Source organism: Streptomyces tamarix (assembly GCF_032423885.1).
Taxonomy (GTDB): Bacteria; Actinomycetota; Actinomycetes; order Streptomycetales; family Streptomycetaceae; genus Streptomyces; species Streptomyces tamarix.
Genome location: NZ_JAWCTQ010000037.1, coordinates 22,154 through 40,210, shown reverse-complemented (window position 1 = coordinate 40,210; position 18,057 = coordinate 22,154). Strand labels below are relative to the sequence as shown.

Annotated in this window: 22 protein-coding genes; 16 read left to right on the top strand and 6 right to left on the bottom strand. The window is 73.9% G+C overall.

The genetic code is table 11. The features are described 5' to 3' along the window. Positions 1 to 218 precede the first annotated feature (218 nt). The 8 genes from RND61_RS24490 (at position 219) to RND61_RS24460 (ending at position 5,882) form a co-directional block, all read left to right on the top strand. Complete coding sequence (locus tag RND61_RS24490; RefSeq protein WP_315880241.1) at positions 219 to 1,112, top strand: alpha/beta hydrolase; 894 nt, start codon at positions 219 to 221, stop codon at positions 1,110 to 1,112. A gap of 34 nt (positions 1,113 to 1,146) precedes the next feature. After that, positions 1,147 to 1,401 carry a MoaD/ThiS family protein gene (locus tag RND61_RS24485; RefSeq protein WP_315880240.1) on the top strand — a complete coding sequence of 85 codons (255 nt, stop codon included), beginning with the start codon at positions 1,147 to 1,149 and terminating at the stop codon, positions 1,399 to 1,401. Positions 1,402 to 1,411: 10 nt separating this feature from the next. Then, positions 1,412 to 2,836 (top strand): hypothetical protein, encoded by a 1,425-nt coding sequence (locus tag RND61_RS24480; protein WP_315880239.1) that lies wholly within the window; start codon positions 1,412 to 1,414, stop codon positions 2,834 to 2,836. A 146-nt stretch (positions 2,837 to 2,982) separates the two neighbouring features. Continuing rightward, positions 2,983 to 3,672: an LmeA family phospholipid-binding protein gene (locus RND61_RS24475; RefSeq protein ID WP_315880238.1), complete on the top strand. Its 690-nt coding sequence runs from the start codon at positions 2,983 to 2,985 to the stop codon at positions 3,670 to 3,672. A 445-nt stretch (positions 3,673 to 4,117) separates the two neighbouring features. Beyond that, complete coding sequence (locus tag RND61_RS32755) at positions 4,118 to 4,201, top strand: putative leader peptide (RefSeq protein ID WP_361657456.1); 84 nt, start codon at positions 4,118 to 4,120, stop codon at positions 4,199 to 4,201. A 151-nt stretch (positions 4,202 to 4,352) separates the two neighbouring features. Further along, complete coding sequence (locus RND61_RS24470) at positions 4,353 to 5,198, top strand: sulfurtransferase (protein WP_315880237.1); 846 nt, start codon at positions 4,353 to 4,355, stop codon at positions 5,196 to 5,198. 36 nt (positions 5,199 to 5,234) lie between these two features. After that, positions 5,235 to 5,522, top strand: coding sequence for a DUF1416 domain-containing protein (locus RND61_RS24465; RefSeq protein WP_315880236.1), 288 nt, complete (start codon positions 5,235 to 5,237; stop codon positions 5,520 to 5,522). Positions 5,523 to 5,618: 96 nt separating this feature from the next. After that, positions 5,619 to 5,882: a DUF3099 domain-containing protein gene (locus tag RND61_RS24460; RefSeq protein ID WP_315880235.1), complete on the top strand. Its 264-nt coding sequence runs from the start codon at positions 5,619 to 5,621 to the stop codon at positions 5,880 to 5,882. A 951-nt stretch (positions 5,883 to 6,833) separates the two neighbouring features. Here RND61_RS24460 and RND61_RS24455 read toward each other — a convergent pair. The 3 genes from RND61_RS24455 to RND61_RS24445 form a co-directional block, all read right to left on the bottom strand. Then, positions 6,834 to 7,130, bottom strand: a complete 297-nt coding sequence (locus RND61_RS24455; protein ID WP_315880234.1) for a hypothetical protein — start codon at positions 7,128 to 7,130, stop codon at positions 6,834 to 6,836. Between the two features lie 223 nt (positions 7,131 to 7,353). Then, entirely contained in the window at positions 7,354 to 7,596 is a 243-nt protein-coding gene (locus tag RND61_RS24450) for a hypothetical protein (RefSeq protein ID WP_315880233.1), read from the bottom strand. A 521-nt stretch (positions 7,597 to 8,117) separates the two neighbouring features. Further along, positions 8,118 to 8,480, bottom strand: a complete 363-nt coding sequence (locus tag RND61_RS24445) for a DsrE family protein (RefSeq protein ID WP_315880232.1) — start codon at positions 8,478 to 8,480, stop codon at positions 8,118 to 8,120. 123 nt (positions 8,481 to 8,603) lie between these two features. Between RND61_RS24445 and RND61_RS24440 the strand changes: the two genes are divergently transcribed. The 4 genes from RND61_RS24440 (at position 8,604) to ygfZ (ending at position 11,291) form a co-directional block, all read left to right on the top strand. Then, on the top strand, positions 8,604 to 8,783 hold the full coding sequence (locus tag RND61_RS24440; protein WP_315880231.1) for a hypothetical protein: 180 nt from the start codon (positions 8,604 to 8,606) through the stop codon (positions 8,781 to 8,783). A 251-nt stretch (positions 8,784 to 9,034) separates the two neighbouring features. Next, entirely contained in the window at positions 9,035 to 9,607 is a 573-nt protein-coding gene (locus tag RND61_RS24435) for an FABP family protein (protein WP_315880230.1), read from the top strand. Positions 9,608 to 9,663: 56 nt separating this feature from the next. Next, positions 9,664 to 10,113: a Fur family transcriptional regulator gene (locus RND61_RS24430; RefSeq protein WP_315880229.1), complete on the top strand. Its 450-nt coding sequence runs from the start codon at positions 9,664 to 9,666 to the stop codon at positions 10,111 to 10,113. A 194-nt stretch (positions 10,114 to 10,307) separates the two neighbouring features. Continuing rightward, positions 10,308 to 11,291 (top strand): CAF17-like 4Fe-4S cluster assembly/insertion protein YgfZ, encoded by a 984-nt coding sequence (gene ygfZ, locus RND61_RS24425; protein WP_315880228.1) that lies wholly within the window; start codon positions 10,308 to 10,310, stop codon positions 11,289 to 11,291. A gap of 145 nt (positions 11,292 to 11,436) precedes the next feature. On the opposite strand, the gene dtd is transcribed toward ygfZ, so the two are convergent. After that, positions 11,437 to 11,862 (bottom strand): D-aminoacyl-tRNA deacylase, encoded by a 426-nt coding sequence (gene dtd / locus RND61_RS24420; protein WP_315880227.1) that lies wholly within the window; start codon positions 11,860 to 11,862, stop codon positions 11,437 to 11,439. Positions 11,863 to 11,976: 114 nt separating this feature from the next. Between dtd and RND61_RS24415 the strand changes: the two genes are divergently transcribed. Together RND61_RS24415 and RND61_RS24410 are read left to right on the top strand one after the other, a co-directional pair. Then, positions 11,977 to 12,660, top strand: coding sequence for an RsiG family protein (locus tag RND61_RS24415; protein ID WP_315880226.1), 684 nt, complete (start codon positions 11,977 to 11,979; stop codon positions 12,658 to 12,660). A gap of 525 nt (positions 12,661 to 13,185) precedes the next feature. Further along, the gene (locus RND61_RS24410; protein WP_315880225.1) at positions 13,186 to 14,454 is read left to right on the top strand and encodes a GNAT family N-acetyltransferase; all 1,269 of its coding nucleotides are present in this window, start codon (positions 13,186 to 13,188) and stop codon (positions 14,452 to 14,454) included. Positions 14,455 to 14,486: 32 nt separating this feature from the next. On the opposite strand, the gene RND61_RS24405 is transcribed toward RND61_RS24410, so the two are convergent. Further along, a complete protein-coding gene (locus RND61_RS24405; protein WP_315880224.1) occupies positions 14,487 to 15,239 on the bottom strand; it encodes an ABC transporter permease in 753 nt (250 codons plus the stop codon). After that, positions 15,232 to 16,398, bottom strand: coding sequence for an ATP-binding cassette domain-containing protein (locus RND61_RS24400; RefSeq protein WP_315880223.1), 1,167 nt, complete (start codon positions 16,396 to 16,398; stop codon positions 15,232 to 15,234). Before RND61_RS24400 ends, RND61_RS24405 begins: the two co-directional genes overlap by 8 nt. Before the next feature lie 103 nt (positions 16,399 to 16,501). Between RND61_RS24400 and RND61_RS24395 the strand changes: the two genes are divergently transcribed. Further along, positions 16,502 to 17,263 (top strand): TetR/AcrR family transcriptional regulator, encoded by a 762-nt coding sequence (locus RND61_RS24395; protein WP_315880222.1) that lies wholly within the window; start codon positions 16,502 to 16,504, stop codon positions 17,261 to 17,263. A 97-nt stretch (positions 17,264 to 17,360) separates the two neighbouring features. Then, entirely contained in the window at positions 17,361 to 18,029 is a 669-nt protein-coding gene (locus RND61_RS24390) for a TetR family transcriptional regulator (RefSeq protein WP_391654043.1), read from the top strand. Positions 18,030 to 18,057 lie beyond the last annotated feature (28 nt).

Genomic DNA, 18,057 nt, shown 5'->3' with positions numbered 1-18,057 from the left:
TCCTGCTGGTCGTCGTCCGGTCGTGCACGGTCAGCTCGCCCATAACGTCGGTTCCTCCTCGGTCTGTGCGAGGACGTTGCGGCACTGCTTCCTTCGGTCCTGCGGCGGCTCCCGCGCCCCTGAGAGCCTTTGTTCACCCGCCCGTAACAGGAGCGGGAAAACACAAAAGGACCCGGGGGCTGCTTCGCCCGGATCCTCTGCCGGCCACAATAGCCCACATGAGATCCGGGACAGAGGGCCTATTCCACAGTGTGGATGTTTCCTCGCCCACGTGCGTCCCCCTGGATGAAACCTTGCGTATGTCTTTGCGCACTCCTGACGGAGTGCTCCTGGAAGCCCGTTACGACCCCTGCACCGCCGGCCCGGCCGACACGGCGGTGGTCGTCGCGCACGGTTTCACCGGGTCGGTGGACCGCCCGGCGCTCCGGCGCGCCGCGGCCGTCCTGACCCGGCACGCGGCGGTGGTGACCTTCTCGTTCCGTGGTCACGGCCGCTCCGGCGGGCGCTCCACGGTCGGTGACCGGGAGGTGCTCGACCTGGCGGCGGCGGTGGCCTGGGCGCGGGAGCGGGGCCACGCGCGCGTGGCGACGGTCGGCTTCTCCATGGGCGGGTCGGTGGTGCTCCGGCACGCCGCGCTGTACGGGAAGGAGCACGGGGGGCGCTCGGAGGCACGCACGGACGCGGTGGCCGCGGTGAGCGCGCCCGCCCGCTGGTACTACCGGGGCACGGCCCCGATGCGGCGCGTGCACTGGCTGGTCACCCGCCCCGCCGGGCGGCTGGTGGGCCGGTACGGCTTCGGCACCCGCGTCCACGACCGCGACTGGGACCCCGTGCCCCTGTCGCCGGTGGAGGCGGTGCCGCTGATCGCGCCGACGCCGCTGTTGGTCGTGCACGGGGACCGGGACCCGTACTTCCCGGTGGACCACCCGCGGTCGCTGGCCGCCGCGTCGGGCGGACACGCCGAGCTGTGGCTGGAGCCCGGCATGGGGCACGCCGAGAACGCCGCCGGGGAGGAGCTGCTCACGCGGATCGCCCGGTGGCTGACGGGAGCGGCCGGGGCGGGTCCGTCCCCGGCGGCAGGGGCGGGCCCGTCCCCGGCGGCGGGGGCGTAGCCCATCATGGAAGCCTGACGAAAGGAGCCCTCCCATGGCAGCGGGAACGATCCGCTACTGGGCCGCGGCCAAGGCCGCCGCCGGCACCGCCGAGGAGCCGTACGCCGCGGAGACCCTCGCGGAGGCGCTGGCCGCCGCCCGCGAGCGGCACCCGGGGGAGCTGGTCCGGGTGCTGCAGAGGTGCTCGTTCCTGGTGGACGGCGACCCCGTGGGGACGCGCGGGCATGAGACGGTACGGCTGGCGGAGGGCGGCACGGTAGAAGTGCTCCCGCCGTTCGCAGGAGGGTGAGCCGCACAGCATGAGCAGCGATCAGCAGTACCCGTACGACCCGCGCGCCCCGCGCGACCCGTCGCCGTACGCGGGAGGGCCGTACGGGGAGGCGTCCTTCGCGGAGCCGTTCCCCGCCGACGCGGGCGCCGCGGACGCGGACGTCGCGCAGACCTGGCAGGGCCAGACGTGGGACACCCACTACCAGCCGGCCGTCCGGCCCGGGCAGCCGCCCGCACCGGGTGGTCCGGGCGCGTACCCGCTGCCGCCGGAGGCCCCGGCGGGGCACGGGACCGGGTACGACGCCCCGACGGCGTACCTGCCGCCGGTGGCCGGCCACGGACCGGCACCGCACGACCAGGCCCCCGCGTACGGCCAGACCCCCTCGTACGGTCAGGCGTCCGCGTACGGTCAGGCGTCCGCGTACGGCCAGGCTCCCGCGTACGGCCAGGCGGCCCCTGCGCCCGAGTACGGCCCGGCCCCTTCGTACGGCCAGGCTTCTGCCGACCGCTCGTCAGGCGATTCCGGTTCGCAGGCCCCCGCGTACGGCCGGGCCGCGCCCGCGTACGGGTACGGGTCCCCGTTCGGGCAGCCCGAGGCCCCGGTCGCCACCGCCCCCGCCCCGGCGCCCGGCACCCCGGCCGCCGCGCCCGCCGGCGAGCCCGCGTACGGCGCGCCCACCACCCTCGGCAGCACCCGCCTCACCGACGCGCAGCGCGCCCGCGCCGAGGGCCGGTCACCGATCATCGACCCGGGCATCCAGCCCGCCGGGCTCACCGCGCTGCTGGGCGTCCTCCTCGCCGGGGGCGCCGCCCTCGGCGCGTACGGGCTGCTGGTCCCGCTGGTGCTGCTCCAGGCCGTCACCGCCGCCGGCTGGTTCCGGCTCAACGGCATGTGGCCCGCCCGCCAGGGCATCGCGCTCGCCTTCCTCGGCGGCGCCGTCGCGGACGCCGCGCTGCTCGCCGTCGGCCGGGAGCACGCGCCCGCCGCGATCCTCGGCACGCTCGGCGTCTGGGTCCTCCTCGTCCTGGTCCTCCAGTTGCGCAGCCGCGCGGCGGCGGAGGAGCGGCTGTACGGGCTGATGGCGACGGTCGTGTCCTCGGCGCTCGCCGTCGTGGCCGCCGGGTTCCTGGCCGCCGAGCCGGACGCGGTCGTCGTCGGCGCCCTCGCGGTCGCCGCCGCGGCGGTCGCCCGCGCGCTGCCCCTGCCGGGCGCCGTCTCCCTGGTGGCGGCCCTGCTGGCGGGAGCGGGCGCGGGCGTCGCGGCAGGTGCGGCGACCGGTCTGGGCGGCCAGGGCGCCGTCCTGGGCCTGGCCGCCGGGGTGTGCGCGGTGATCGGGCTGCGCGTGGCCGCGTACGACTACCCGTCGCGGTTCGTCCACATGACGGCCGGTGTCGCCCTGCCGCTCGCCGCCGCCGCGCCCGCCGTGTACCTGCTGGGGCGGGCACTGGTCTGACCCTCCGGCCGACTCCTCCGGTGCCCGTGACACGCCTGTGGCGTGTGTGACGTCGGAGGTTACGGGGAACCAATGCCCGGTCCCGTACGTCGATCATTCACGTCGGCGGGGGCCGGGCACCAACAGGGCGGGGGAAACACCGAGCCATGCGAGCACTGCGCACACTGCTGATCGTCGCCGTCGTCCTCGGCGGACTCTTCACCCTCGTGGACCGGCTGGCGGTCGCCGCCGCCGAGTCGGAGGCCGCCGACCGGATCCGGGCCGCACAGGGCCTGACCGGCACGCCGGACGTGTCGATCCGGGGCTTCCCCTTCCTGACGCAGGCCCTCGGCGGGACGCTGGACCGGGTCGACGTGGCCATGACCGGCGTCGAGGCGACGGCGGGCGGACGCACGGTCCGGGTCGGCGAGCTGAGCGCCGAGCTGCACGGCGTACGGCTGGAGAACGGCTACTCGCGCGCGGTCGCCGGGTCCGCGAGGGGCACGGCCCGCATCTCGTACGAGGAGCTGCGCAAGGCGTCCGACAACGACATCGCCCTCGGCTACGGCGGCGACGGCAAGCTGAAGGTCACCGGCAGCGTCGAGGTGCTGGGCCGGACGGTGACGCGGAGCGTGCTGTCCACGGTGAGCGTCGTCGACGGCGACACGCTGCGGGTGCGGGCCGACGAGGTGCCGGGCGAGGGGATACCGGGGATCGAGGAGCTGGTCCGCCGGCGGACGGACTTCGACCGCGAGGTGAAGGGCTTCCCGGCCGGTCTGAGGATCCAGAAGGTGGAGGCCACCCCCGACGGCCTCAAGATCACGGTGGCGGGCGGGAACGTGGTCCTGGCGGGCTGACGGGCCCGCGGACCCCCGTCCACGGCTCGCGGACCTCCGGGAGCCCCGGGAGCCCCGGGAGCCCCGGAAGCCCCGGAAGCCCCGGAAGCCCCGGAAGTGGGGGCAGCGGGGCAGCGGGGCAGCGGGGCAGCGGGAGAGGGTCGAGGCCACGCCTCCGGCACCGCCCGCCCTCCCGCTCCCGCTCCCGTGCCCGGCGCCTGCGCCCGTCGCCCGTGCCCGGCTCCCGGCGCCCCGCCGGGCGCCCTCCGGGCGGGTGGAGCCGGGATGAGGGGACCACATCGCGAGACACCCCCGTCCGCCCCCTAGACGAACTGCGGGAACGCCCTCGGCGGGACCGGTCCCGAACCGGCCCCGAAGACGTTCTCGTCCCGCCATACGGATGTTCTCGTCTCAACATGCGACACGCCGGTGACACGGCCGCCTGTCCGTCCCTACGATCGGTCCCATGATGAAGCGACAGGCGGACCTCACGAAGCGGCGGGCAGTAGACCTGTGCCGCGTCGCCGCCATGCTCTGTCGCACTGTCTGAGCGGGGCTCTCGCACCCCGCGTTCCCGGCCCTTCCGCCCTGGGGGGCCTCCCGTGCGCCGCAGCCGCCCCGCATCCCCGTACGCGTAGAGCGCTCGGCGCGACCTGCCGTATCCGCATCCCGCCGCAGACTGCCCCGGAGGAGAAGACAGTATGAGCCGTAGCGACGTCCTGGTGGACGCTGACTGGGTCGAGGCCCACATCGACGACCCGAAGGTCGTCATCGTCGAGGTCGACGAGGACACGTCGGCGTACGACAAGAACCACATCAAGAACGCCGTCCGGATCGACTGGAAGAAGGACCTCCAGGACCCGGTCCGCCGCGACTTCGTCGACCAGGAGGGCTTCGAGAAGCTCCTCTCCGCGAAGGGCATCGCCAACGACGACACCGTCGTCCTCTACGGCGGCAACAACAACTGGTTCGCCGCCTACGCCTACTGGTACTTCAAGCTGTACGGCCACGAGAGCGTCAAGCTCCTCGACGGCGGTCGCAAGAAGTGGGAGCTCGACTCCCGCGACCTGGTCGACGGCTCCGAGGTCCCCGACCGCCCGGCCACCGAGTACAAGGCCAAGGCCCAGGACACCTCGATCCGCGCCTTCCGCGACGACGTCGTGGCCGCCATCGGCAACTGGAACCTGGTCGACGTCCGCTCGCCCGACGAGTTCAGCGGCAAGCTCCTCGCCCCGGCGCACCTGCCGCAGGAGCAGTCGCAGCGCCCCGGCCACGTGCCGAGCGCCCGCAACATCCCGTGGTCGAAGAACGCCAACGACGACGGCACGTTCAAGTCGGACGAGGAGCTGAAGGCCCTCTACGCCGACGAGCAGGTGGACCTGGAGAAGGACACCATCGCGTACTGCCGCATCGGCGAGCGCTCCGCGCTGACGTGGTTCGTCCTGCACGAGCTGCTCGGCCAGCAGAACGTCAAGAACTACGACGGCTCGTGGACCGAGTACGGCTCCCTCGTCGGCGTGCCGATCGAGCTCGGCCCCGCCAAGTAATCCGCCCCACCCGCGACGCGTAAGGACAGGTACGACATGTGTGGAGCCCAGGCCGGCGGCCCCGACGCCTCCGCGATCAAGCCCGGTGAGACGACGATCCAGGGGCAGGTGACCCGCGACGGCGAGCCCGTGACCGGCTACGTCCGGCTGCTCGACTCGACCGGCGAGTTCACCGCCGAGGTCCCGACCTCCGCGACCGGCCAGTTCCGGTTCTACGCGGCGGAGGGCACCTGGACCGTCCGCGCCCTGGTGCCGGGCGGCACGGCGGACCGCCAGGTCGTCGTGGAGACCGGCGGCCTCGCCGAGGTCGCGATCGCCGTCTGACGCGGCGGTACACCGAACGGCCGAAGGGCCGCACCTCCTGGGGGTTGGACGCTTTCCGGGACTTGAGGTGCGGCCCTTCGGTCATACCCTGGAGGTGTGTACGCACGGCGCCGGCGCACGTACTTCGCGCTGATGGGCACCTGCCTCGCCCTCTTCGTCAGCGCGTGGACCTTCGTGCGGCTGTGGTCCGTGGAGGCCGCCGCGGGGATGGCCTTCGCGGCGGCGCTCCTGCCGCCGCTCGCCGCGTGGGCGGCGAACCGGCGGGGCCCGGACGACCGCTGGTGGGACGACCCCACCGGGGACCGGCAGTCCGACGAGTGGTGGGAAGAACTGGACGGCAAGAGGAAGCCGGGGCCGTAGCGCGTGTGCGGGGCCGGCCGTTCCGCCCGGGTGCCTTGGGATGCCGTCCGGGGCCTTGGGGCGGCTTGGGGCGCTGTCCGGGGCCTTCGGGTGCCGGGTGCCGGGTGTCGCGTGCTGTCCGGGTGTCTTGGGATGTCTTGGGGCGCCTTGGGATGCTGTCCGGGGCCTTCGGGTGTCGTGCGCTGTCCGGGGGCCGCGCGTGCCGCGCGGACGCGGGGGGTGCCGGGAGGAGGGTTCTTCGGCCGGGGCGTCCCGGGCGGGCGCCGGCTGCGGGGGCCGCGCCCCGAGGGCTCGGGGGCCGCGCTGCGGGGGATGGCCGAGGTGGGACGGGTGGCGGCTGGGGAGCCGGAGGGGCCGGCAGGGCGGGCGGCGAGCCGGGTGGCCGGAGGGTCAGGGAGCCGGGCGGGCGAGGAGTACGACGTACCGCCGAAGGCGTTCCGGTTCGGCCACCGTGAACCGCCACAGCCCCCTGCACCGGTTCACCGCCGGCCAGCCCCTGGGAGAGGGGTGTCGGCGACCGGACATCAAGTCCGGTGGAGACGTGGCTGCCCGGCGCGCCCGTGCTTCGGGCCGATCCACCGTGCCCGCCGGTCCGCGGATCTCCCGCGTACCGGAGGTGCGGCCGGACCTCACCTGAGTGCTGTCGACCGTCGATGGAGTGGGCCCCTGGCGCGGGGCGGGCGGGGCCTGCCGTCGTCTTCACCGGACAAGCGGCTGTGTCCGGTCGGCTGGGCCGGTGGTGGGTGCAGGGGGCGGCGGGGCCGGGTTCGGCGACCAGAGCGCGCGTGCGCCGGTGGCGGGTGAAGGAAGCGGACACCGCCACAGGCGCGGGACGCGCGCCCCGGCCGCCGAGACGCACCCAGCCCATCCAGCCGCCCCGGACAGAGTCCGGAGCGGCTGGACTCCACGGTTGCTCGCGTCTTCGCGGGTGCGGGGACGCGAGCCGCGTGATCAGCGGTTGTTGTGGTGCCCCTTGGGCAGGACCACCGCGGTGGCCTGGGCGTTGTCCTCGTCGACGATGTGCACCGACTCGTTCTCCTCCTCCTTGATGGTGTCGGAGCAGTCGACGGTGTTGTTGGCGGCCGAGAGGATCGGGATGTCGATGACCTCGACGATGTCGCAGCTCAGGACCTGCGTGCTGTTGTCGATCTTCGACGTGTCGTCGTCGGCGGCCTGAGCGGTGCCGGCGGCACCACCCGCGACGGCCAGGGCGGCGAACGTGCAGGCGAGGGCGCTCTTGATCTTCATCCTTCTCTTTTCCTTCTGAGTCTGAGAGATTTTCATGTCGTTGCGCCGACAGGGCGGAACGCCTGTGTGACTGATATTCAGTACCGGGTTCAACCGCAATGCCGGATTGTGGTCACTTCTGCCGTCAGGGTGCTAATGCCGGTGGGCATCAGGTCCGTGTTGCGGCGTCACCAACCAGTAAAACGAAGCGCGACCCCGGGGGTATTGCTCCGACTGGGTGGTGTCAGTGTCGCGTCTCGTACGTGACGCTCTGGTTCTTCTCGGAGCTGTAGTTCTTCGAGCAGTCAACGGTGTTGTTCGCGGCGGAGGCGATCGGGATGTCCAGGATTTCCAGACTGAAGCAGGAAAGGATCTGGGTCTCGTTGTTGAACTTCGGCGCTTCATCCGCGTGCGCCAGGCCGCCGCTCCCACCCGTCAGGAGGGCTGCGGCGGACAGGGAGAGTGCCGCGAATCCTTTTTTGCTCATAGGAGCCTCCACCAGGTCTGGTCTCGTCGTTGTCACGTCTGTGCTGTCATCGAGCAGGGAAAGTACCCACCCACTCGTTGAACGAGGACAAGCGAAACGAGACATGCCGCCATAAGAGTGGTGCATTCAGCACTGCGGCGGACGGAGGCGTGAAGAACAAGGTCGCGGAGAGGGAAAAGCGGTGCCGGCCTGTCCGTGAGAAGGATCAGTAAGACAGCAGGCCGACACCGCCGCTTCAGAGGCAAGGAGTACCCCTCCGAAGGTGCCGAAACAGGGCCGCGCCCGTGGTCCAGGGAGACCCGCGTATTCGTTGCTGAGCTTCGGCTCACTGTGCAACTCGTCGCGGCGGTACAAGGTTCTCCGGCATCACTCGGATGCACGATTGTCATGACAAGCGGCGTTTCCGGCCGGGCCGCCGCGCGGAAAGCGGGGTTTTGACGGCGGTCCGGGGTCCGGCGGGCCGCGGACCGGGCGGGGACCGCCGGGCCGCACCGTACGGGGGGAGCGCGGGGCGTCCGGCCTCAGTAGACGAGGGCCTGGACCCCGTCCTCCATGACCTCGCTCAGGAACACCTGGGCGCCGGCGATCCGCACGCCCTCGATCAGGTCCTCCTCCGTGATCTCCCGGCGGGCCGCGCACTGCGTGCACAGCGTGATCCGGCCGGCCGCCCGGATCGACTCGATCAGGTCGGGCAGCGGCGCGGCGTGCGGCAGCGCGAACTCGGCGGCCTTCCCCGGCAGCGCGAACCACGAGGACTCCCCGGTCAGCCACAGCGACACCTCGACGCCGCTGGCCGCGGCGACCGCCGCCACCGTGAACGCCTGCGAGCACCGCTCGGGGGCGTCGGCCCCGGCAGTCACCTTGATCACGAGCTTCTTCGCCATGTTCCGAACTGTAATGCGAACGCGTGCGGCCCAGTCGGAGGTCGGCCCCGGCTCGCCGCGGACGCGGCGCTCACGAACGCCCCGGAGACCCGGCTCGACGAGTCGTGGGAGTGGGACGACCCGGTGGCCCCCGCCACCCCCGACGTGTACGACGAGACCCGGCCGTACGGGGTCGGGCGCACCCGGCAGACGTACGTCCTGGCCGGGGACGTCCTGGCGCCGGTCGTCCAGTCTTGGAAGGGCACGGCCCCGCGGGCCCCCTTCCGCCGGACCCTCGTCCTGCCGGGCCAGCTGCTCGGCTGAGGCGCGGGCGTCCGCGCCCTGCGCCCTCGCAGGAACGGGCCGGGCCCCACCCATTAGGCTGGGACCCGGCCCCTTTACCGTCGTCCATCGCCCACCCGAGGAGCACCCCGTGCTTGAGGCTTTCTTCTCCGCCCTGCTGGTCCTGGTCTGCGTCGGCGTCCTCGCCTTCGCCGGGCTGACCGTGAAGAAGCTGTACCAGGGCCAGCGCTGACCCCCCGCACCCGCACAGATCGCCAGAGCAGCCTGACATCATGATCCAGATCCCGTCCGACCTGCACCCGGACCTCGTCCCCCTCGCGTTCCTCCTCGGCACGTGGGAGGGCGCGGGCGTCTCCGACTTCCCCGGCGCCGAGAAGTGCAACTTCGGCCAGTCCGTGACCTTCGGCCACGACGGCCGGGACTTCATCGAGTACACCTCCCACACCTGGGTCCTGGACGCCGAGGGCAACAAGGTCCGCCCGCTGGAGAGCGAGAGCGGTTACTGGCGCATCGACAAGGACCGCAAGGTCGAGGTCGTCATGGTCCGCGACCAGGGCATCGTCGAGGTCTGGTACGGCGAGCTCGCCGACAAGAAGCCGCAGATCGACCTGGCGACCGACGCCGTCGCCCGCACCGCCGCCTCCGGCCCGTACAGCGGGGGCAAGCGGCTGTACGGGTACGTCAAGAGCGACCTGATGTGGGTCGGCGAGAAGGCCACCCCCGAGGTGCCGCTCCGCCCGTACATGTCGGCGCACCTGAAGAAGGTCGTCACGCCGGAGGAGGTCGAGGCCATGGCGAAGAGCCTGGGCGACCTGCCGGACGACGGCATCGCCTTCTTCAAGTAATCGCGGTTCTTCAAGTAATCCCGGCGGATCCGGTCGGTGCTCCTACACTGGAGCGCGTGGTGAGCACCGACTGGCAGAGCGACCTGCGGCAGCGCGGTTACCGGCTGACGCCCCAACGCCAGCTCGTCCTGGAGGCGGTGGACGTGCTGGAGCACGCGACGCCCGACGACATCCTGACCGAGGTGCGCAAGACCGCCTCCGGCGTCAACATCTCCACCGTCTACCGGACCCTGGAGCTCCTGGAGGAGCTGGGTCTGGTCAGCCACGCCCACCTGGGGCACGGCGCGCCCACGTACCACCTCGCCGACCGCCACCACCACCTGCACCTGGTCTGCCGGGACTGCGAGGGCGTCATCGAGGCGGACGTGACGGTCGCCGCCGGCTTCACCCGCGAGCTCCTCGACACGTTCGGCTTCGACACGGACCTGAAGCACTTCGCGATCTACGGCCGGTGCCGGGACTGCACCGCGAAGAGGCGGGCGGAGGCGCCGGACGCCGGGTCGTAGACCGGGCGGTGGGGGCCCGGGCGGGACGGCGGGTCGTGGTCCGGGCTGGGGGCCGCCGGGCGCTGGGCGGGTCGTGGGCCGGGCTCGGAGGCCGTGGGCGGGACAGTGGGTCGTGGACCGGCGGTGGATCGGGCTGTCGGCTGCGGGCCGGACGGCGGAACGCAGGCCCGACGGCGGGTCGTAGGCTGGACGCCATGCAGCGACCTTCACCGACCAGTCCCCTGCTGTCCCAGCCAGGCGCCGTACCCGCCGAGGGGCGGGACGAAGGTGTCGCCGCGCACTACGGCGACCCGTTCCGCGAGCAGCGCGCCCTCGCCGCGGGAAGCGGTCTCGTCGACCTCTCCCACCGGGGCGTCGTCACCGTCAGCGGCGAGGACCGGCTGAGCTGGCTCCACCTGCTGCTCACCCAGCACGTCAGCGAGCTGCCCCCGGGCCGCGCCACCGACGCGCTGGTCCTCTCCGCGAACGGCCACATCGAGCACGCCCTGTACCTCGTCGACGACGGCACGACCGTGTGGGCGCACGTCGAGCCGGGCACGCGGGAGGCGCTCCTCGCCTACCTGGAGTCGATGAAGTTCTTCTACCGCGTCGAGGTCGCCGACCGCACGGACGAGATCGCCGTGGTCCACCTTCCGGCCGGCTCGATCGCCGAGGTCCCGGGCGGGGCCGTCGTCCGGGAGACCCCGCACGGCCGGGAGGTCTTCCTGCCGCGCGGCGAACTGGAGGCGTACGCTGCCGCGCGCGGCCCGCTCGCCGGGATCCTCGCGTACGAGGCGCTGCGCGTGGAGGCGCACCGGCCGCGGCTCGGCTTCGAGACCGACCACCGCACGATCCCGCACGAGATCGGCCTCATCGGCCAGGCCGTCCACCTCCAGAAGGGCTGCTACCGGGGGCAGGAGACCGTCGCGCGCGTCCACAACCTGGGGAAGCCGCCGCGCCGCCTGGTCTTCCTGCACCTGGACGGCAGCGAGGTGCACCTCCCGGCGCACGGCGCGCCCGTACGGCTCGCCTCGGACGGCCCGGACGGGCGGCAGCTCGGCTTCGTCACCACGGCGGTCCGCCACTACGAGCTGGGCCCGATCGCCCTCGCGCTGGTGAAGCGGAACGTGCCGGTCGACGCGACGCTCGTCGTCGCCGAGGGGACGGCGGCGGCGCAGGAGCCGGTGGTGGAGCCGTAGGGGCTCCGCACGGGCCGGGCGGTCGGGCTTCGACGGGCGCCGTGGACGGGGTCGGGTTCCGGCGAGCGTCGTGGACGCGGTGGGGCTTCGACGGGCGTCGTGTGCCGTGAGTGCGGTGGGGCTTCGACGGGCGCCGTGGGCGCGGTCAGACCTCGACGAGCACCGTGAACGGGCCGTGGTTGGTGAGCGAGACCCGCATCTCCGCGCCGAACCGGCCCGTCGCCACGGTCGCCCCCGCCTCCCGCAGCCGCGCCACGACCTCGTCGACCAGCGGCTCGGCCACGTCGCCGGGTGCCGCCGCGTTCCACGTGGGGCGGCGGCCCTTCCGGGCGTCCCCGTAGAGGGTGAACTGGGAGACCACCAGCAGGGGCGCGTTCACGTCCGAGCAGGACTTCTCCCCGTCCAGCACGCGCAGGCTCCACAGCTTCCGCGCCAACTGCGCCGCCTTCTGCGGGGTGTCCCCGTGGGTGACGCCGACCAGGACGCACAGGCCCTCGCCGACGATCTCCCCGACCGTCTCGCCCGCGACCTCGACCCGCGACCCGTCGACCCTCTGCACCACTGCTCGCATATGCCCCAACTTACCGGGGGCCGAACGGGTGCACACGCCTGCGCGGCGCATGCGGGAGTGGCACCATGCCTGTCAGGCGGTGCCCCTGAAGCACCGGTCGAGGGGACGGAACACATGAGCACACCTGGCGCCGGGCAGCAGCCCGGCCCCGCATCGATCACCTGTGTCGGTCCAGCGTCCGAGCGGTCCCGTCCGCCGGTGCAGCGGTCCGCGACCGAGCCACCCGCCGCCACCGGGACGGTGACGAGGACGGTCGGGACGACACGGGCCGTCGGATTCGCCGCGCTGGAGGCCGTACGACCGCCGGAGTCCGCCGTGACCCCCGACCTGAAGGCGCTCCGCCTCGACGAACTGCGGGCGCTGCGGCGCGACTCGCACACCGACGAGGCCGACCTGAGCTACGTGCGGCGGCTGCTGCAGGGCCGCATCGACATCCTCCGCGCGGAACTGGCGCGGCGGGCGGCGCCGGAGGTGCCGGTGATGCACCGGCTGTCGGAGATCCTCGCGGACGCGCCGTCGGCCCGTCGCCCCGGTTCGGTGCGGCACATGACGCTGTCCACGCCGAGGAGCGAGGAGTACCGGGTGCTGGCGGCCGAGATGCTCGCCGAGGTCGAACTGTCCGACCTCGACGCCCGTACGGACGCCGAACTCCACGAGGCGATGGGGCGGCTGGCCCGGTATGAGCAGGTCGTCTCCCGCCGCCGCCAGGAGCTCCAGCGCACGGCGGACGGCTGCAGCGCGGAGATCGCCCGCCGGTACCGGGAGGGGGAGGCACAGGTCGACGACCTGCTGGCGTGAGGGATCGGCCCGGGCGCGGACCGGCGGCGACCGGCCCGCGCCGTCCGCCGCGGTCGAGCCTCCCGCCGATCTGTCCCTTCCGCTGATCTGTCCCTTCTGCTCCTTCTGTCGATCTGTCCCTTCTGCCGGTCCGCGCCTTCTGCCAGTCCGCGCCTTGCGCCGGTCGGGTCTTCCGCCGGTCGCTTCAGGTGCCGGCCGAGGGCCGGTGGTGGCCGCCGGGGTTGGTGGGGGTCGGCCAGGGGCGGCGGTTCCGGCGTTGACCGCAGGGGGCGCCGGGGGCGCAGAGGGGTGTCAGGGGCGGTGGGGCCCGGCGGGCCCGGCTGTGACTCCCGGGGTCCGGCGTTGACCGCCGAGGGCCGCCGGGGTCGCCGGGGCGCCGGAGCCGACCGGGGTACGGCGGAGGCCGACCGGAGGTGACCGGGGTACGGCGGGGGCCGACCGGAGTCGGCGAGGACCGGTGGGAAGCGGGCCTGACAGGGGAAAACCCTGGTGCGGCCGGGGCTGACGGCTGTCTAGCGTGGCCGCATGACGTCCGACCCCACCGCCTCCGGCTCCCTCGTCCCGCGCGTCCTCACCGAGAGCGACTACCCCGACTGGCTCCGCGCCCTGCACACCGGGTTCCTGCGGCCACCGACGCCCTCCCCGGAGGAGATCGCGATACGCCTGCCCCACCAGAACTTCCCGCGGATGCGCGGGGTGTTCGACGAGGGGCGGTGCGTGGCGACGTTCCGCTCGTTCGCGCAGGAGGTGACGGCGGTCGGCGGCGCCCCCGTGGCGGCGAGCGCCGTCACGAACGTCTCCGTCTCGCCGACGCACCGGCGCCGGGGCCTGCTCGGCCGGATGATGGGCGCCGAGCTGGCCGAGGCGAAGGAGCGCGGTGACGTCCTGGCGACGCTGATCGCCGCCGAGTACCCGATCTACGGCCGGTTCGGCTTCGGCCCGGCCACCTGGCTCACCCGGTGGAAGGTGGACCTGCGCCGCGCCGCCCTGGACCCGCGCTGGTCCGGGCCGGAGGACGGCGGCCGCATCGACCTCGTCGACGGGGAGGCCGTCCGCAAGCTGGGCCCGGAGCTGTACGACCGGGCGCGGGCCGTGCGCCACGGCATGGTGAGCCGCGCCGTGCGCGACTGGGAGCGCCGCACCGGCTGGGACCTCCCGCCCGGCGAGTCCTGGACGGAGCCGTTCTACGCGACGTACCGCTCCGCGTCCGGGGAGCTGGAGGGGTACGTCGCGTACGCCGCCGACGAGACGTGGGACGAGGGCAAGCAGCCGCTGAACACGCTGACGGTACGGGACCTGATCGCGGTCACCCCGGCCGCCGAGCGGGCGCTGTGGCGGTACGTGTGCGCGATCGACTGGGTGACGTTCGTGGAGAGCGGCAACCGCGCCCCCGACGACCTGCTGCCGCTGCTCCTCCCGGACCCGCGGGCCGCCCGGGTGGTGACGTACGCGGACATGATGTGGGTGCGGGTCCTGGACGTCGTACGGGCGCTGGAGGCGCGTGCGTACGGGACGGCGGGGTCGCTGGTGCTGGACGTGCGGGACGCGGCGGGGTTGGCCGGGGGTCGGTTCCGGCTGGACGCGTCCCCGGAGGGCGCCGCGTGCGCGCCGACGGCCGCACCGGCCGACCTGGTGCTGGACGTGGCCGACCTGGGCGCGCTGTACCTGGGCGACGAGTCCGTGGCGCGGCTGGTGGCGCTGGGCCGGGTCGAGGAGTCGGCGCCGGGGGCGGCGGCGCGGGCGGACCTGCTGCTGCGGGCCCCGCGTCGGGCCTGGTGCCCGGACATCTTCTGACGGCGGGCCCCGGGGGGCCTTCCGGGCCGTCCTCACCGGGTGCGCGCCCGGAACAGGGCCCCCGACAGGGCCAGGGCCAGGGCCAGCAGCCCGGCGCACCACGCGAGGGCGGTCCACGGGGCGCCGCCCACCGGCCGGTCCAGCAGCAGGCCCCGCAGCGACTCGATGACCGGGGTGACCGGCTGGTGCCCGGCGAAGCCGTGCAGCCAGCCGGGCATCGTGTCGACGGGGACGAACGCGCTGCTCGGGTAGGGCAGGAACATCATGAAGAAGGTGAACCCGCTCGCCGCCTCCGGCGTGCGCGCCAGCAGCCCGGCCGCCGCCGACAGCCACGACACGGCCAGCACGAACGCGAACAGCAGTCCCAGCGCCGCCGCCCACCCGGCGGGCCCGGCCTCGGGCCGGAAGCCGATCAGGAACGCGACGCCGACGACGAGCGCCGTCGACAGGAGGTTCCGCACGAGGCTCGCCCCGACGTGCCCGGCGAGGATCGGCACCGCGCCCACGTCGAGGGAGCGGAACCGGTCGACGATGCCCGCCTTCATGTCCTCGCTGACCCGCACGGCGGTGGTGGACGCGCCGAAGCCGGCGCACAGCAGGAGGACGCCGGGGACGACGTACGTCACGTACGAGGTGTGCGTGCCGGTGTCGATGGCGCCGCCGAAGAAGTAGACGAAGACCAGCATCAGCATCACCGGCAGCACCATGGAGGTGATGAGCGCGTCGGGGTTGCGGCGGCTGAGCCGGACGCCCCGGCCGACGAGGGTGAGGGCGGCGTCAGTCACGGGTGGTCTCCTTCGCGGTGGCGGCGCCGGTCAGCGCCAGGAAGACGTCGTCGAGGGTGGCGGTGCGCACCGCGAAGCGGGCGATGTCCGTCCGGCCGGGGTCGAGCGCGTCGAGCAGCGCCCGCACGTGCGGGGCGGTGCCGTCGGTGGGGATGCCGAGCGTGAGGCTGCCGGGGGAGCGCAGCGGGGCGGGGTGCGGCGCGACGCGCGCGGGGTCCGAGGGAGGCGTCACGCGCGCGGGGTCCGGGTGCGGTGCGTGGCGCGCGGGGTCCGGTGGGGGTGCCACGCGTGCGTAGGCCGGATGCGGTGCCACGCGCACGGGGCCCGGGGGAGGCGTCACGTGCGCGGAGCCCGGGCCTGGCGCCACGTGCGTGGGGTCTGGATGCGGTGCCACGCGCGCGTAGGCCCCCGCTTCCGCCTCCAGGCGGGCGTACGCCGCCGCGTCCGTGGCGACGACGTCCAGCCGGTGGCCCGCCACGCGGGACTTGAGGGACTCGGCCGTGCCCTCCGCGACGACGCGCCCCGCGTCCATGACGGCGACGCGGTCGGCCAGTTGGTCGGCCTCCTCCAGGTACTGGGTGGTGAGGAACACCGCCGCGCCGCCCGCCGCCAGGTCGCGCACGACCTGCCAGAGCTCCTGGCGGCTGCGCGGGTCCAGGCCGGTCGTCGGCTCGTCGAGGAAGACCACCTCGGGCTCGCCGACGAGGCCGGCCGCGAGGTCGAGCCTGCGCCGCATGCCGCCCGAGTACGTACCGGCGGGGCGGTCGGCGGCGTCCGCGAGGCCGAAGCGCTCCAGCAGGTCGGCGGCGCGGCGGCGCGCGTCGCGGCGGGACAGCCCGGACAGCCTGCCCATCATGCGCAGGTTCTCGGAGCCGGTCTGGAGGTCGTCGACGGCGGCGTACTGCCCGGTGAGGCTGATCGCCCGGCGCACCCGGGAGCGCTCGGCGACCACGTCGTACCCGGCGACCCGCGCCCGCCCGCCGTCCGGCGGGGTGAGCGTGGCCAGAACGCGGACGGTGGTGGTCTTCCCGGCGCCGTTCGGGCCGAGGAGGGCGAAGACGGCCCCGCGCGGAACGCGCAGGTCGATGCCGTCGAGGACGGGGGCGTCCCCGTACGACTTGCGGAGGCCGACGGCCTCGATGGCGGTGCTGCCCGGCATGGCGATCCCCTTACTGCGTATGTCATACGCACTACTGTGTAAGGGTTACGCATTACTAGGATGGGCGTCAAGCGGTCCGGCGTCCGGGCCGGAGGCAGGGAGGGTGAGGCCGGTGGCGGACAGTGGCGGTACGGGGCTCCCGCCCGGCCTGGAGGCCGCCTGGGGCCTGCGCGAACGCCCCGCGAAGGGGCCCAGGCCCGGCCTGAGCGTGCACCGGATCGTGGACGCGGCGGTCGCCCTGGCCGCGTCGGAGGGGCTCGCCGCGGTCTCCATGGGGCGCGTCGCGAAGGAACTGGGCGTTTCGACGATGTCGCTGTACCGGTACGTCGGCGCCAAGGACGAGCTGTACGTGCTGATGCAGGACGCGGCGATCGGCGCGCCCCCGGACCCGCCGCCGCCCGGCACCGGCTGGCGCGAGGGGCTGGCCCGCTGGGCGTGGGCGCAGCGGGCGGTGTTCCAGCGGAACCTGTGGCTGCTGCGCATCCCGGTCTCGGGGCCCCCGGCGACGCCGAACTCGGTGGCGTGGTGGGAGGCCGGGATGGAGGCGCTCGCGCCGACCCCGCTCGACGAGGGGGCGAAGATCTCGGTGGTGCTGCTGGTCGGCGGGTTCGTCCGGAACGAGGCCGGGCTGATGGCGGACCTCGCCGCGGCGGTGACGGCGACGGGCGGGACGCCCGAGCAGGTGATGGCCCGCTACACCCGCACGCTGCGGCTGCTGGCGGATCCGGAGCGGTTCCCGGCGGTGGCGCGGGCGCTGGAGTCCGGGGTCATGGACGGCCCGGACGACCCGGACCACGAGTTCCGCTTCGGCCTGGAGCGGCTGCTGGACGGGGTCCAGGTGATGGTGGAGCGGACGGATGGGTGAAGCGGGCAGGGGCGCGGACGGGCCGGCGGGTGCGGACGGGCCGGCGGATAGGGCGGGGTCGGTGAGTACGACCGGGTCGGCGGATAGGGCGGGGTCGGTGAGTACGACCGGGACGGCGGGTGCGGGCGGTGCCGAGGGGGTCGGCGCGGGTGTCGGTGCCGGTCTGCGGGAGCGGAAGAAGGTGCGGACGTACCGGGCCATCTCCGACGCGGCCGTCGCGCTCTTCCTGGAGCGCGGCTTCGACCGGGTCTCCGTCGCCGAGGTCGCGGCGGCCGCCGAGGTGTCGAAGCCGACGCTGTTCCGGTACTTCCCGGCCAAGGAGGACCTGGTCGTCCACCGGTTCGCGGACCACCGCGACGAGGCCGCGCGCGTGGTCGCCGCCCGCGCCGAAGGCGTCGGGCCGCTGACGGCCCTGCACCGGCACCTCCTCGACGGGCTCGACCGCCGCGACCCCGTCACCGGGCTGAGCGACGAACCGTCCGTCCTCGCCTTCCACCGGCTGCTGTACGGCACGCCGAGCCTGGTCGCGCGGCTGTACGCGTACCAGGGCGAGTCCGAGCGGGCGCTCGCGGAGGCGCTCGGCGGGGACGTCGGCGCGCGGCTCGCGGCGGGACAGGTCATCGCCGTGCTGCGGGTCCTGGCGGAGGAGAACTGGCGGCGGATCGAGGCCGGGGAGAGCGCGGACGCGGTGCACCCGGACGCGGTCGCGGCGGCGGACGTGGCGTTCCGGCAACTGGCGGAGGGGCTCGCGGACCGGCTCCAGTAAAACGTTACTCGGTAAAAAAAGATACTCG

Coding starts and splice junctions, on each gene's coding strand:
- RND61_RS24490 (WP_315880241.1), top strand. CDS start 219: ATGAGATCCGGGACAGAGGGCCTATTCCACAGTGTGGATGTTTCCTCG.
- RND61_RS24485 (WP_315880240.1), top strand. CDS start 1,147: ATGGCAGCGGGAACGATCCGCTACTGGGCCGCGGCCAAGGCCGCCGCC.
- RND61_RS24480 (WP_315880239.1), top strand. CDS start 1,412: ATGAGCAGCGATCAGCAGTACCCGTACGACCCGCGCGCCCCGCGCGAC.
- RND61_RS24475 (WP_315880238.1), top strand. CDS start 2,983: ATGCGAGCACTGCGCACACTGCTGATCGTCGCCGTCGTCCTCGGCGGA.
- RND61_RS32755 (WP_361657456.1), top strand. CDS start 4,118: ATGATGAAGCGACAGGCGGACCTCACGAAGCGGCGGGCAGTAGACCTG.
- RND61_RS24470 (WP_315880237.1), top strand. CDS start 4,353: ATGAGCCGTAGCGACGTCCTGGTGGACGCTGACTGGGTCGAGGCCCAC.
- RND61_RS24465 (WP_315880236.1), top strand. CDS start 5,235: ATGTGTGGAGCCCAGGCCGGCGGCCCCGACGCCTCCGCGATCAAGCCC.
- RND61_RS24455 (WP_315880234.1), bottom strand. CDS start 7,130: ATGAAGATCAAGAGCGCCCTCGCCTGCACGTTCGCCGCCCTGGCCGTC.
- RND61_RS24450 (WP_315880233.1), bottom strand. CDS start 7,596: ATGAGCAAAAAAGGATTCGCGGCACTCTCCCTGTCCGCCGCAGCCCTC.
- RND61_RS24445 (WP_315880232.1), bottom strand. CDS start 8,480: ATGGCGAAGAAGCTCGTGATCAAGGTGACTGCCGGGGCCGACGCCCCC.
- RND61_RS24435 (WP_315880230.1), top strand. CDS start 9,035: ATGATCCAGATCCCGTCCGACCTGCACCCGGACCTCGTCCCCCTCGCG.
- ygfZ (WP_315880228.1), top strand. CDS start 10,308: ATGCAGCGACCTTCACCGACCAGTCCCCTGCTGTCCCAGCCAGGCGCC.
- dtd (WP_315880227.1), bottom strand. CDS start 11,862: ATGCGAGCAGTGGTGCAGAGGGTCGACGGGTCGCGGGTCGAGGTCGCG.
- RND61_RS24415 (WP_315880226.1), top strand. CDS start 11,977: ATGAGCACACCTGGCGCCGGGCAGCAGCCCGGCCCCGCATCGATCACC.
- RND61_RS24410 (WP_315880225.1), top strand. CDS start 13,186: ATGACGTCCGACCCCACCGCCTCCGGCTCCCTCGTCCCGCGCGTCCTC.
- RND61_RS24400 (WP_315880223.1), bottom strand. CDS start 16,398: ATGCCGGGCAGCACCGCCATCGAGGCCGTCGGCCTCCGCAAGTCGTAC.